This window comes from Mycobacterium sp. RTGN4, assembly GCF_033804635.1.
GTDB lineage: Bacteria > Actinomycetota > Actinomycetes > Mycobacteriales > Mycobacteriaceae > Mycobacterium.
In genome coordinates this window covers 1-12,818 of the sequence record NZ_JAPZLB010000024.1, presented here as the reverse complement: position 1 = coordinate 12,818, position 12,818 = coordinate 1, and the positions used below count along the sequence as shown (strand labels likewise).

The 12,818-nt window shown below is 64.2% G+C and carries 17 protein-coding genes; 10 read left to right on the top strand and 7 right to left on the bottom strand.

Annotated features, from left to right (window positions below):
* Positions 1-7 precede the first annotated feature (7 nt).
* From SLQ30_RS31500 to SLQ30_RS31485, 4 genes are all read left to right on the top strand, one after another.
* Positions 8-1,069, top strand: a complete 1,062-nt coding sequence (locus SLQ30_RS31500; RefSeq protein ID WP_319450986.1) for a thiolase domain-containing protein — start codon at positions 8-10, stop codon at positions 1,067-1,069.
* A gap of 3 nt (positions 1,070-1,072) precedes the next feature.
* Positions 1,073-2,251, top strand: a complete 1,179-nt coding sequence (locus SLQ30_RS31495; protein ID WP_319450985.1) for a thiolase domain-containing protein — start codon at positions 1,073-1,075, stop codon at positions 2,249-2,251.
* The gene (locus tag SLQ30_RS31490) at positions 2,248-2,652 is read left to right on the top strand and encodes a nuclear transport factor 2 family protein (protein ID WP_319450984.1); all 405 of its coding nucleotides are present in this window, start codon (positions 2,248-2,250) and stop codon (positions 2,650-2,652) included. Before SLQ30_RS31495 ends, SLQ30_RS31490 begins: the two co-directional genes overlap by 4 nt.
* A gap of 73 nt (positions 2,653-2,725) precedes the next feature.
* The gene (locus SLQ30_RS31485; RefSeq protein ID WP_319450983.1) at positions 2,726-3,370 is read left to right on the top strand and encodes a hypothetical protein; all 645 of its coding nucleotides are present in this window, start codon (positions 2,726-2,728) and stop codon (positions 3,368-3,370) included.
* A gap of 54 nt (positions 3,371-3,424) precedes the next feature.
* Here SLQ30_RS31485 and SLQ30_RS31480 read toward each other — a convergent pair whose 3' ends face one another.
* Together SLQ30_RS31480 and SLQ30_RS31475 are read right to left on the bottom strand one after the other, a co-directional pair.
* Positions 3,425-3,700: a hypothetical protein gene (locus SLQ30_RS31480; RefSeq protein WP_319450982.1), complete on the bottom strand. Its 276-nt coding sequence runs from the start codon at positions 3,698-3,700 to the stop codon at positions 3,425-3,427.
* Positions 3,694-3,969 (bottom strand): hypothetical protein, encoded by a 276-nt coding sequence (locus SLQ30_RS31475; protein WP_319450981.1) that lies wholly within the window; start codon positions 3,967-3,969, stop codon positions 3,694-3,696. Before SLQ30_RS31475 ends, SLQ30_RS31480 begins: the two co-directional genes overlap by 7 nt.
* 154 nt (positions 3,970-4,123) lie before the next feature.
* Between SLQ30_RS31475 and SLQ30_RS31470 the strand changes: the two genes are divergently transcribed.
* A complete protein-coding gene (locus SLQ30_RS31470) occupies positions 4,124-4,354 on the top strand; it encodes a hypothetical protein (protein ID WP_319450980.1) in 231 nt (76 codons plus the stop codon).
* 1 nt (position 4,355) lies between these two features.
* Here the strand turns inward: SLQ30_RS31470 and SLQ30_RS31465 are convergent, their stop codons facing one another.
* A complete protein-coding gene (locus SLQ30_RS31465; RefSeq protein ID WP_319450979.1) occupies positions 4,356-4,889 on the bottom strand; it encodes a gamma carbonic anhydrase family protein in 534 nt (177 codons plus the stop codon).
* Between the two features lie 99 nt (positions 4,890-4,988).
* On the opposite strand from SLQ30_RS31465, the gene SLQ30_RS31460 reads away from it, so the two are divergent.
* Genes SLQ30_RS31460 through SLQ30_RS31450 form a run of 3 tightly spaced genes read left to right on the top strand, consistent with a single transcriptional unit; the run spans position 4,989 to position 7,257 of the window.
* Positions 4,989-6,155 (top strand): Rieske 2Fe-2S domain-containing protein, encoded by a 1,167-nt coding sequence (locus tag SLQ30_RS31460; RefSeq protein ID WP_319450978.1) that lies wholly within the window; start codon positions 4,989-4,991, stop codon positions 6,153-6,155.
* Positions 6,152-6,604: a hypothetical protein gene (locus SLQ30_RS31455; RefSeq protein ID WP_319450977.1), complete on the top strand. Its 453-nt coding sequence runs from the start codon at positions 6,152-6,154 to the stop codon at positions 6,602-6,604. Before SLQ30_RS31460 ends, SLQ30_RS31455 begins: the two co-directional genes overlap by 4 nt.
* Positions 6,605-6,621: 17 nt before the next feature.
* Positions 6,622-7,257 (top strand): sensor domain-containing protein, encoded by a 636-nt coding sequence (locus SLQ30_RS31450; RefSeq protein ID WP_319450976.1) that lies wholly within the window; start codon positions 6,622-6,624, stop codon positions 7,255-7,257.
* Between the two features lie 2 nt (positions 7,258-7,259).
* Here SLQ30_RS31450 and SLQ30_RS31445 read toward each other — a convergent pair whose 3' ends face one another.
* The 3 genes from SLQ30_RS31445 to SLQ30_RS31435 are packed head-to-tail and all read right to left on the bottom strand — an operon-like array spanning position 7,260 to position 10,314.
* Positions 7,260-8,402 (bottom strand): sulfotransferase, encoded by a 1,143-nt coding sequence (locus tag SLQ30_RS31445; RefSeq protein WP_319450975.1) that lies wholly within the window; start codon positions 8,400-8,402, stop codon positions 7,260-7,262.
* Complete coding sequence (locus SLQ30_RS31440; protein WP_319450974.1) at positions 8,402-9,184, bottom strand: SDR family oxidoreductase; 783 nt, start codon at positions 9,182-9,184, stop codon at positions 8,402-8,404. Before SLQ30_RS31440 ends, SLQ30_RS31445 begins: the two co-directional genes overlap by 1 nt.
* 2 nt (positions 9,185-9,186) lie before the next feature.
* Positions 9,187-10,314 carry a hypothetical protein gene (locus tag SLQ30_RS31435; protein WP_319450973.1) on the bottom strand — a complete coding sequence of 376 codons (1,128 nt, stop codon included), beginning with the start codon at positions 10,312-10,314 and terminating at the stop codon, positions 9,187-9,189.
* An 85-nt stretch (positions 10,315-10,399) separates the two neighbouring features.
* On the opposite strand from SLQ30_RS31435, the gene SLQ30_RS31430 reads away from it, so the two are divergent.
* Together SLQ30_RS31430 and SLQ30_RS31425 are read left to right on the top strand one after the other, a co-directional pair.
* The gene (locus tag SLQ30_RS31430) at positions 10,400-11,335 is read left to right on the top strand and encodes an IclR family transcriptional regulator (protein WP_319450972.1); all 936 of its coding nucleotides are present in this window, start codon (positions 10,400-10,402) and stop codon (positions 11,333-11,335) included.
* 384 nt (positions 11,336-11,719) lie between these two features.
* The gene (locus SLQ30_RS31425; RefSeq protein ID WP_319450971.1) at positions 11,720-12,529 is read left to right on the top strand and encodes a GAP family protein; all 810 of its coding nucleotides are present in this window, start codon (positions 11,720-11,722) and stop codon (positions 12,527-12,529) included.
* Between the two features lie 177 nt (positions 12,530-12,706).
* On the opposite strand, the gene SLQ30_RS33210 is transcribed toward SLQ30_RS31425, so the two are convergent.
* On the bottom strand, positions 12,707-12,818 hold a 112-nt coding region (locus SLQ30_RS33210), incomplete at its 5' end, for a hypothetical protein (RefSeq protein WP_413468234.1).

Genomic DNA, 12,818 nt, shown 5'->3' with positions numbered 1-12,818 from the left:
TGCACACATGACTTTTCGCGACGTTGCCGTCGTCGGCTTCGCACACGCTCCGCACGTTCGCCGCACCGAGGGCACCACCAACGGCGTCGAGATGCTGATGCCCTGCTTCGCCTCCATCTACGCAGACCTCGGTATCAAGCAGACCGATATCGGGTTCTGGTGCTCGGGCTCTGCTGATTATCTTGCCGGCCGGGCGTTTTCGTTCATCTCGGCAATCGACTCGATCGGTGCCGTCCCGCCGATCAACGAGTCGCACGTCGAGATGGACGCGGCGTGGGCGCTGTACGAGGCCTACATCAAGCTGCTGACCGGCGCCGTCGACACCGCGCTCGTCTACGGCTTCGGCAAGTCCTCGGCCGGCGTGCTGCGCCGCATTCTGGCACTGCAGACCGATCCGTACACCGTCGCGCCGCTGTGGCCGGACTCGGTGTCGACCGCCGGCCTGCAGGCGCGGCTCGGACTGGACGCCGGCAAGTGGACGGCCGAGCAGATGGCCCAGGTCGCACTGGAATCCATGAGCGCAGCATCCCGCACCGACTCCGTCGAGCCGGGCAGTTCGGTCGACGAACTGCTGTCGCGCCCGTACTTCGCCGATCCGCTGCGTCGCCACGACATCGCGCCGATCACCGACGGCGCCTCGGCAATCGTGCTGGCTGCCGGCGACAAGGCCCGCGAGCTGCGCGAGCACCCGGCCTGGATCACCGGCATCGAACACCGCATCGAGACCCCCGTGCTTGGCGCCCGTGACCTGACTACCTCTCCGTCGACGGCGGCGTCCGCGGCCGCCGCGACCGGTGGTGACCTCGGGTCCATAGACGTGGCCGAGCTTTACGCCCCGTTCACTCATCAGCAGCTGATCCTCACCGAGGCCATCGGGCTCAAGGGTTCGACGAAGATCAATCCGTCCGGCGGCGCGTTGGCTGCCAACCCGATGTTCTCGACCGGTCTCGAGCGCATCGGCTTCGCGGCGCGCCACATCTTCGACGGTTCAGCTTCTCGGGTGCTGGCCCACGCGACGAGCGGGGCTGCGCTGCAACAGAATCTGGTCGCCGTGCTGGAAGGGAAGTAGATCATGGCAGGCAATCTGGCCGCGGTGCTCGGTACCGGGCAGACGAAGTACGTCGCCAAGCGCAAGGACGTCTCGATGAACGGCCTGGTGCGCGAGGCCATAGATAAAGCGCTCAAGGATTCGGGTTCGACGTTCGACGACATCGACGCCGTGGTGGTCGGTAAGGCGCCCGACTTCTTCGAGGGCGTCATGATGCCCGAGCTGTTCATGGCCGACGCGGTCGGCGCGACCAACAAGCCGCTCATCCGGGTGCACACCGCAGGTTCGGTCGGCGGGTCGACCGCCATCGTCGCGGCCAGCCTCGTGCAGTCCGGCAAGTACAAGCGCGTGCTGACGATGGCGTGGGAGAAGCAGTCCGAATCGAATGCCATGTGGGCCTTGAGCATTCCAGTGCCCTTCACCAAGCCGGTGGGAGCGGGCGCCGGAGGGTATTTCGCCCCGCACGTGCGGTCCTACATCCGCCGCTCGGGCGCACCGACCCACATCGGTGCGATGGTCGCGGTCAAGGATCGGCTCAACGGCGCGAAGAACCCGCTGGCCCACCTGCACCAGCCCGACATCACGCTGGAGAAGGTGATGGCCTCCCAGATGTTGTGGGACCCAATCCGGTTCGATGAGACGTGCCCTTCCTCCGATGGCGCCTGCGCGCTGGTGATCGGCAACGAGGAGATCGCGGACCGCCGCGTCGCCGACGGACACCCGGTCGCATGGATCCATGCCACGGCGTTGCGCACCGAGCCCCTGGCCTACTCCGGGCGTGATCAGGTCAACCCTCAGGCCGGCCGCGACGCGTCGGCCGCGCTCTGGCGCGACGCGGGCATCACCAGCCCGATCGACGAGATCGACGTCGCCGAGGTCTACGTGCCGTTCTCCTGGTTCGAGCCGATGTGGCTGGAGAACCTGGGCTTCGCCGCCGAGGGTGAGGGTTGGAAGCTCACCGAGGCCGGCGAGACCGCCATCGGTGGCCGCATCCCGTTCAATGCTTCCGGCGGCGTGCTGTCGAGCAATCCCATTGGCGCATCAGGCATGATCCGGTTCGCCGAATCGGCCATCCAAGTCATGGGCAAGGCCGGTGACCATCAGGTCGAGGGTGCGCGCAAGGCGCTCGGCCACGCCTATGGCGGTGGTTCGCAGTACTACTCGATGTGGGTCGTGGCCGCGGACAAGCCCGCCTCAAAGTGACGAACAGCCCGGTTCACCTGGCGGGCAAGCGCTCCCGCGAGGCCGCCATCGCGCGGGACAAGGACGCCTGGCTGGCGGTGTTCGCCGACGACGCCATCGTCGAGGACCCCATCGGACCGTCGCACTTCGACCCGGAGGGCAAGGGGCACCGCGGCAAGGAGGCGATCGCGAAGTTCTTCGACATGGCGATCGCGCCCAGCCAACTCGAGTTCCACTTCGAGCGGACTTATGAGTGCGGCAACGAGGAGGCCAACGTCGGCCACATCGTCATCGTCGCCAGTGGCTACCGGGTGGAGGCCGAGGGCGTCTTCACCTACCGCGTGAACGACGAAGGCAAGATCGTCGCGTTGCGCGCCTACTGGGAACTGGATAAGGCAACCGCGAGCGCCCGGCCGGTCTAGTCCGCGGTCGCGCCGACCGCGTACGGTTGACGGAGATTGCACTCCCCAACCCCTGATTTGACGTTGATAACTCTTGCTTACCTCTTTCCCACTTGACCGTCCCATCCGACTCGCAGCTTCAGCGGCCCTGCTGGCCATCGGAATCAGCGGCTGCTCGGGCGCCAACCTCGGCACCCCTGCGACAAGCTCGCTGCCAGGGCTACCGACGTCCGCCGTCACTAGCTCGACCACGCCGAGCAAGAGCCCGGAAGCCGCCTCCGCCGACTACGGCAGGCTGTTGGTCACCGCTCCCGACCTGAGTGACGCAGACGACACCTTCACCCAACGGTCGCAGTCGCCGCAGCCCAAGGACGTCCCCGGGGCCAGTGCATTCTTCGTCAACGCCAACGACAACCGGGCCATCGGCGACACGGTGCTGATCTACCCGGACGCCGCCACCGCGACGGCGACCCTGCACCAATCGGCCGGAACCCTCACCACGACCGTGACCGGGGGCGCGCCGAAACCCGTGGCGGTCGGCTCCGACGGCGTCATGATCACCGGCACCTACCCCGACGAGAACAAAGCCGTCACCCTGATGTTCTTCACCGAAGGGCGGGCGTTGGTACGCCTGGAGTTTCAAAGCGCTACCGGCGACACCACGACGGACAAGTTCGTCACCACCGTCGGCAAGATGCAGCAGATCGCCTTGCGGGTCGGACTCGCAGAGTCGGGCTAATTTTGCAGCATGCACGAATGGGACCCACTTCTGGTCACCGTTACGGGCTTGCGTTTAGCTCAGTAGAGGCGCCACCACTGGAACGAGGCCAAACGCCATCAGGAAGGCGAGCCACCCCACACTCGCGGCACCAAAGCCCACCGCCAGGGCGCGGGTACGAGGGCTGATTTGCAACACGAGAGCGATGAGCGCAGGGATAATCCACGGCAGGAACGGAACATCGATTAGCCCGGGGTAGGCTACACCGGCGACCGCCCCAAGAACCAGACCCAACATTGGTTGAGCCGGGAAGCGTTCGGAACGCGCATCTTTCACCTCTTCGTTCACCACAGCGCAACCCATCCCAAGACGGGGAGGCCGATGAACGCACCGATGCTGATTGCCGCCCCGACCCGGCGGCTGGTCGTGCCGCCGGTCGCACGCAACAGCACCAGGCCGGCAATGCCGACGACCATCGACACGCCGACGGTCAACAGGACCGTACTGCTGGGTAGCGGATGGGTGCCTCCCAACCTCGTGTAGAGGAACAGAACTTGCCAGAAGATGCCGCCCCACACCGCCCCCGCGTAGATGCTGACGTTCCAGTCGGTGCGCGTCATTCGAATCAGCCTACTTCGGGAGAATGATCGGATCGATCAAGGGAATCGTTGGTGGGCTCGCTACGGAGCCAAGCGGTGTCGTCCCCGGGGGCAACGCAATCAATGGCGGAATGCCTCCGACGGGCCCCGGGACGTGGAGGGTGCCAGGAAGTGCTTGATCTTGCTCGATCACCTTGCCGAGACGACTGATTCGCCGCAGACCCTTGCCCGCATGTTCGACCGGGTCAACCCGTCGGCGGTGACCGCGACCGGCGTGGCATTGGCGGGGGTGCTGCTGATCTCCCGGGTTCCGTGGGCACACTTCGTGCCTGTACCCACGCCGTGCGGAGCGATCATCGGCGGACTGGCCAGCGCATTCATGTTTCTGATCAAGCTGACCGACTGACTCACGGTTCCGGGATCAGCTCCAGCCCGGTCAGGTAACGGCGTGCCAGGTCCTGGTACGTACCGGGGTTGATGTTGACCCACATCTCCGCGCCGGTGCCCGCGATGGGACCCCGCACCTTGGCGGGCGAGCCCGTCACCAGCACCTCGTCGGGGATCTTCGTGCCACCGATCACCAGCGAGTGCGCGGCGATCAGACTTCGTCGACCGATGACCGCGCCGTCGAGCACCGTCGCATGATTCGCGATGAGCGCCTCCTGGCCGACGTGCACGCCGTGGATGACGCAACTGTGCGCGATGGTCGCGCCAGGCCCCACGTCGGTCGGAATACCCGGCGGGGCGTGCAGCACGCTGCCGTCCTGGACGTTGGCCCCCTTGCGGATGATGATCGGGGCGAAGTCCGCGCGCAGGACCGTGTTGAACCAGATCGATGCACCAGCCTCGACGTGAACGTCGCCGATCAGCGTGGCTGTCGGGGCGATGAACGCGCCCTCGTCGACGATGGGGGCTCGGCCCTCGAATGAGTACAACGGCATCGTCAAGATATACCGCAGGTAGAGCCGATTGCATTGCGCAGTGGGGGACAAAAACTGTAACGTGTTCTAGTTAGAAGCTCAGAATACGGGAGGCCCACCGTGAGTACTGATACTGCTGGCACTGCTGGCATCCGCGAGATCGACACCGGCGCGCTGCCGGATCGATACGCACGCGGCTGGCACTGCCTTGGCCCGGTGACGGAATTCCGGGACGGAAAGCCGCATTCGATCGAGATCTTCGGCACCAAGCTGGTGGTCTTCGCCGACTCGAACGGCGAGCTGAAGATCCTCGACGGCTACTGCCGACACATGGGCGGCGACTTGTCGCAGGGCACCATCAAGGGCGACGAGGTCGCCTGCCCGTTCCACGACTGGCGCTGGGGCGGCGATGGCAAGTGCAAGCTGGTGCCCTACGCCAAGCGCACGCCGCGGTTGGCCCGCACCAGGGCGTGGACCACCGACGTGCGCGGCGGACTGCTGTTCGTCTGGCACGACGCCGAGGGCAACCCGCCCCAGCCCGAAGTGCGCGTCCCCGAGATCGCCGAGTTCGCCAGCGACGAGTGGACCACCTGGCGTTGGAACTCGATGCTCATCGAGGGCGCCAACTGCCGGGAGATCATCGACAACGTCACCGACATGGCGCATTTCTTTTACATCCACTTCGGGCTGCCGACGTACTTCAAGAACGTCTTCGAGGGCCACATCGCCTCGCAGTACCTGCACAACGTCGGTCGCCCCGACGTGGGCGGCATGGGTACCGCGTACGGCGAAGCGCATCTGGATTCGGAAGCCTCGTATTTCGGCCCGTCGTTCATGATCAACTGGCTGCACAACAACTACAGCGGCTTCAAGGCCGAGTCCATCCTGATCAACTGCCACTATCCGGTCACCCAAGACTCGTTCATGCTGCAGTGGGGCGTGATGGTCGAGAAGCCCAAGGGCATGGACGAAGCCACCACGGAGAAGCTGTCGAAGGGCTTCACCGAAGGTGTCAGCAAGGGCTTCCTGCAGGACGTCGAGATCTGGAAGCACAAGACGCGCATCGACAATCCGCTGCTCGTCGAGGAGGACGGCGCGGTCTATCAGATGCGGCGCTGGTATCAGCAGTTCTACGTCGACGTCGCCGACGTCTCCCCGGACATGGTGGACCGCTTCGAGATTGAGGTCGACACCACGGCCGCGAACGAAAAGTGGGCCGTTGAAGTTGAGGAGAATCTGGCGCAGCAGGCGGCCGAGAAGCAAGCCCAGGAGCAACCCGCGCGATGACCCAGACCCCGGACGTCGACCGGCTAGTGCGCTCCATGTTGGAGTTGCACGGGGGCCACGACGACGAGGGTCATCCGGCAGACAGCGGTGAAGGTTCCGGATCATGGTCGAAGGCACCGGATTTCGCGGCCGACCCCGAGCGCGCGGCCGCGGTGCACGCCGCAACGCAACGCGATCGGGAGCGTTATCTCAACACGGGGCTGACACCCGTCGACTGCCGGTTCTGTCACGTCACCGTCGCGGTTAGGAAACTCGGCCCCGGACACACTGCGGTGCAATGGAATTCGGAGGCGACGCAGCGGTGCGCCACGTTCGCCGAGGTGCGCGCCTGCGGCGGTGACAGCAGCCGCAGCCGGTCGTGCCCCCGACTGGCCGACAGCATCAAGCACGCCATCGCCGAGGGTTGCCTCGAAGCGGTGTCGTCGGCGCCCTCCCCCGGCGACGGATAGCGCCGCCGCCCAGCGCCATGGGACGACGGGGACTGGCCCTCTTGCTCGGTTTCGCGGTGGCAGGCTGCACGCACCACGTCGAACCTGGGCCGTCGCACTCCAAGGTGCCGGTGGCGCCGATCACCGCGCAACAGGTCGGTGACCTGATGAGCAAGAGTGTCCAGGACAAGGACGGCAACTTGTTCGTCACTGTCGAACCGGACCGATGCAGCGGAGCCGCAAGGGAAGTCGATCCGCCCCTGATCGTCGACCTTTCCCCCGTCGCAACCGACGGCGGGCATTGGGTGACCGACGACAGCCGTGAGGTCTACATCGAGGAGTTGGCCGGCGTCTATCCCGCCGACTTCGACGCGAGGGACGCGATCGCGCAGGCGAAGCGCGCCCTGGAATCCTGCCGTGACGTGCCCTTCACGGTGACCAGCATGCGTGGCCGAACCTACGCCTTCACGCTGCTACAGCTCAGTTCACCGACCCCGAACGTCGTGCTCTGGTCGTATCGGGGTTCAGATTGGGCCTGCGACAACGCATTCGTCGCCGCGCACAATGCGGCCGTCGAGATCGCGACGTGCTCACCGGTCAACGGATACGACGTGCTTTCGCTGGCCCGCGATGCCTTGAAGCGTATCGAGCGACTGGCCAATACGACGGCCTGAGCTCACAGCCCCGCGAAACGCTCCTTGACTTCGTCGGCGGTCAGACCGTAGTCGGCTAGCGAGTACTCGTGCTTGGGGGCACGCGGACCCTTCAGGCTCTCCGCGTGGGTGCCCTCCGCGGCCGCGCGGGCCGCATCGGTGAAGTCGATGCCGAAGTGACGATAGATCGACTCGACCTCGCGGACCGGGTCGGCTATGAACTCGAAGTAGTCCATGTCATAGAACTGCGCCGGATCATGTTTGGCGCGTTCGGCATTGAACAACTCAAGCCCGCGCGACCAGGTCTCCATGGCGTCCTCGCCGATCGTTGTGCCGACGAACTTGTGCGACCAGCCGTCCGTTGTGCGTTGTGTCAGCGAGCACGTCGACGCCATGATCGTCTCGGCAGGCCGGTGGCATTGGATCACCAGGGCGTCGGGATACGTGGCGAACAATGCGTCGAGTGCGAACAGGTGGCTGGGATTCTTGAGGACCCAACGCTTCTCGGCATCGTTGAGTCCGATCAGCTGGAGGTTCTTGCGATGCCGCTGATACGACTTGGTCCAGTCCTGTCGGGATAGCCACTGCGAGTAGGTCGGGACGTGGGCAAGAGTCTCGTACGACACCGAATGCAGCGACTGACGTAGCAGCTGCCAGCACTCCTCGATGTCGTCGGCCGTCATGTAGTGCAACCCGGTGTAGTCCGGGTCCTCTTCGTGAGCCTTGGTGAACTGTGCGTCCAGCTGCTGGAAAACCGGGTTCTCCGACCAGGTTTCACGTGGTGGGCGCGGCTGCGGAAATTCCGCCAACCACAGCTCCAGACCCTGGTGTCGCGGGTCCGCGGCGAGCATCCGGTGCAGTGCAGTGGTACCGGTGCGCGTGAGGCCGGTGACGAAGATCGGTCGCTCGATGGTGACGTCCACGTGTTGCGGGTACTGCTTGAACGCCGCCTCCGAGACGAGGCGTGCCACCAGCGCATTCCTGACGAAGAACCTCTGCATCTTGCTGCCGAGCTCAGTGAGGTCGGCGTCGCGACGAAACGAATCGAGCAGCACGCCGAGTGCTTCGCGGTAGTTGTCGTCATCGACGCCGAAGTCGTCGAGCCCGCAGGCCTTTACCGCCGACGCGTGCAGATCGTCGACGCTTCCGGGGTCAGTGCGCGTCATCAGGCCTTGAACTCCCCGCAGTTCACGTCGAGAGCCTGGCCGGTGATGCCGCTCGACAGATCGCTGGCCATGAACAGAATGGCCGAGGCCACCTCGTCCTCGGTGGGCAGGCGCTTGAGATCGGAGTTCACCGCGGCCGCATCGTAGATCTGTTCGACCGTGGTGCCGTACTTGCTCGCCTGATGTTCGAAGTAGCCCTTGAGCGTTCCACCCCAGATGTAGCCCGGCAGCACGGAATTGACGCGAATTCCTTGCTCGCCCAATTCGGTCGAAAGCGTCTGGGACATGGCAAGCAGTGCCGACTTCGCCATCTTGTAGGCGCCGTACTTGGCCTGCGAATGGCGCACCACCATCGAATTCACGTTGACGACGGCGCCCTTGGCCTCCGCCAGCGCCGGGGTGAAGCCCTGGACCATCCGCAACGCGCCGAACACTGTCAGGTCCATCGCATCCTTCATGTGCTCGAAGGTGGTGTTGGCGAATGGCCTCATCGAGGGCACCCGGAAGGCGTTGTTGATCAGTACGTCGACCTTGCCGTACGCGTTGAGCGTCTCCTCGACGAGGTTGTTCACCTGCGCGTCGTCGGTGATGTCGGTGCCCACGGCCAGGGCGCGCCTGCCGAGTTCGGTGATCTTCTTGGCCACGTCTTCGAGCCGGTCGACCGTGCGGGCGGCGAGCACCAGGTCAGCACCCTGCTCGGCACATCGTCGCGCCAGCGTGGTGCCAAGCGCGGGGCCGACACCGCTGATCACGACAACCTTGCCTTCAAGTAATCCAGCCATCTCTAGCCAACCATCCTATCGCCAATTTGCCTTTGCCGCAGCGCAATACGCGCCCGCCATTCATCGTCAGAGATCTTGTTGGACGCGTAGTGCGGCAGCGCAGCCGCCACCTTGTCAACGTCTACCAGTTCGACCGTCGGTCCGTCGGCCCCGGTTAGTTCGCGGGACACCCGTTGCCAGCGGAATTGTAGATAGCCCTTGCGGTGGCTTAGCGTTTCGACCCAGTTGGTGATGCCTGGGTTCGCATCGGATACCACGATGCGGATCTTGCCGTCCGGATCCGCTTGGGCCTGAGTACCGTTGAGCGACGTCTGGTGGTTGATGTAGTCCAGCGAGATGTACCACAGGCTGCCGAGCTGGAAGCCGAGGTACGGCGCGTCGGTGACGGGCAGCGTGATGATCAGCGCCTGATCTGGGGCCAGGTCGAAGTGCCCCACCGACGAGTACTGGGTGGCGAGCCCACCCGGAGTGAGGCGTGGCGCCACCATCGTGTTCACCGGCAGCGTGTCGTAGAACCACTGCGGAAACTGCAGCCAGGTCTTGACGCGCTGGACCAACTGCTTGCCTGCGACGGCGTAACGCTTCTCGATGAGTTCCTTGGTCAACGGAGGCGGCGCGGTGCCTGCGGTGTCGGAGCGGGCGACGCTGATCCAGCCGCGCTGCGCCGACCAGTCGTTGTAGACCTCGCGAACCAGCAACTGGGACACGGTCTTCGGGGTTACGCGCCATTCGAAGTTGCCATCGGCGTCGATGTCGAGCTCACGGTCGTCGAACGCCGCCTGGCTCTCGGGCACGTTGTCGTCGGTGTAGTCGCCGCCGAGCATCTGGAAGCTGAGATCGGTTGTGGTGCCGCGCTTGCCGGTGACGACGTACTCATGGCCCGGCTGCACGCGGGTTCCGAAGTACATCGTGTCGGGGTTGTCGAGTCCCATCTTGGTGAACGGGCCGGTGCCGCTCTGCATGAAGGGATGGTCGCGGTCGTAATCGAACGCGAGGTGGATGCAGCCCGAGACACAGCCCGCCAGGTATTGCAGGCCCTCGAACAGGTCCGCTTCGGATTCGATGAAGGGTGCGTTCGAGACCAGCTCTTCGGCCTCGGCGATCGCGTCCCTCAATGCTTGTGAATACACACCCTAGAAACTAGAACGCGTTCTAATGGTAGTCAATATATCGACCGCCACGGTCCATATATGGAACACAAGCTACGCTGTCGGCGTGCCCGCTCCCACGTCACCAGGCCGAGTCTCGCCGCCCACCGAGCGGGTCGTCCGGATTCTGGACTTCCTGGCGGGCCACGCCGACCAACGGTTCGGCCTGTCCGAACTGGCCCGTCGGCTCGATTTGAGCAAGCCCACCTGCCTGGGCATCGTCACCGCGTTGTGCGAAGCCGGCTATTTGGTACGCGACAACAGCGACAAGACCTACCGGCTCGGTCCGTCTCTGATCGCGCTGGGACACAAGGCGCAGGAATCACTGCGCGTGAGCCCGGCCGCGCGTGACGAACTGCGTCGCCTGTCCGCGCGTTTCGGGGTGACCGCCGCGCTGTCAGGGGTGATCGACGATCGCATCACGCTGCTCGAACTGGTGGCACCGGCCGGTGTTCGCGCCGGTGTGGAGGTCGGCCAGAGCTATCCGTTCGCCCCGCCGGTCGGGCTGATGTTCGTGCTGTGGGACGAGCAGGCGCTACGCGACTGGCTTGCGAAGGAACCGACCTTGCCGCTGCGCACCAAGACCGCGCGGCTCAACCGGGTGATCGAAAACTGTTGCGCCGACGGATATCTGGTCGAGCGTCAGACGCCGGGGGGCAGACGGCTTTACGCGTTGATGGCCGGGATGTCGAGCAACCTGCCGGACGAACTGCGCGCGCTGCTCGGCGAGCTGGTGTCCGACATCGGCGAGCGGGTGTACTTACGCGACGAAAGCCCGACCGAAGGACGGCGCCGCCCTACCCGCTCGGATATCAGCGTCATCTCTGCGCCGGTGTTCGACCATTACCAGCGCCAGGTCATGGTGACATCGCTGCACATCGGAAAGCCCTTGACGGACAGAGAGATCAGCGAGTGCGCCAACGTGCTGGTGGCGACGGCCGACACGGTGACCAAGCAGCTGGGCGGAACGAAGCCGCAGCGCCGAGCGCAATCGCGTCAATAGTTGTTGCAGTTAGTGAAGACCTGTTGCAGATCATGATGGAACCCCTACTCGAATCACAGGACGCTAGGCGCCGAACCCAGACTCTGGCGGTTTAGCAAATTTCCATTCGTCGAGCTTGTCGAGGACACCTTCCAGTTACCGTCTGACTCGTAGTACGCGGTCGGGGAACAACGCCACCGGCACGTCGGGTCGCGCCCCGCTGGAGTGGATGGCGGTTGACGCTCAGCATGTTTGCAACTGCAAGAGATATTACATCGCAATGGTTTTCGATGGTCTAGGCCCAGAAGACGCAACCAGGTGCATGCGTGCCCGAACACTGGCCAGCCCCGTGAAAAAGTCACGCAATGAGCGAACAGCAAACCTCAATCAAGGTAGCATTCGGGCATGTGGGGCCCATTACTGGTGCTAGCACTAGTAATAACAATCAATCCCGTTCGCCTTGGCATCATCCTGCTGGTGCTCAGTCGGCCACGGCCCATGCAAAACCTGCTCGCTTATTGGTTCGGCACTTTACTTTCGGGCTTTACCTACCTGCTCGTACCTTTGTTCCTGCTTCACTCCACGCCAACGTCGGCGTCTATTGCAGAAGGGCTTACGAACTCGACCGCGAGCCCCCTCGCCCAACGCATCACGATCGCGTTGGGTGTGGTGCTAGTGGCAGTGGCCGTGTTGATGACAGTGCGCTCCTTGGCCAGGCCACCGAGCCGGGGTAGGCATGCAGTGCAGAGCCCGCACCGCCGCGGCGGCACATCGACGCAAGTTCACGATCCGGCTTCGTTGCCGATCATCTCGCGGCTGATGCGCGCTGGCGATGAAGTATTGCCGGACGGCGCATCTCGGGTTCGGCGACTGCTCGGTCGCGCGCGTGATGCCTGGCGAAACGGGTCGCCGTGGATCGCGCTGGTCATTGGCCTGATGGTGATGCCGGCCGACGGGGTGCTGTTGGCACTTGCCCTGATCGTTGCCTCGGGAGGGGCAATCGGAATGCAGCTAGGGGCCGGCATCACATTCGTGATCACCGTTCTTGCAGTGGAAGAGGTCATTCTCGTCAGCAACCTGGTTGCCCCGGAGAAAACCCATGCAGCACTGCAGTGGTTGCACGACTGGGCGCTTGCTCACCATCGGAATTTCATGGCGGTCATCATGGCCGTAGTAGGAGCATCGTTGATCGTTCAGGGTCTGGGAGTCCTCTGAGCCAGCTGTAATTCGAGGGTCGGTCAGCGATTCGTCGACATGAGCGGGAACCTGCCAAGAATGCCGACTTACTCTGTCGCACTGGTCTTCTCGCTGAGGGTTGGAGCGCGAGGATTCGGCTAGGCCCGCCAGATCGTTCACGGACCGGCGGACTCCCACGATTCAGAGCTCTCGACCCTAGATCAGTCCGAGTTGTTGCAGGTCGGTGATGTATTTCTTGATGGTGGGTGCGGTGACGTGGGGGATGTCGTTGTCGGGGCCGATTTTCGCTTGTTGTACTGCGGCGCGG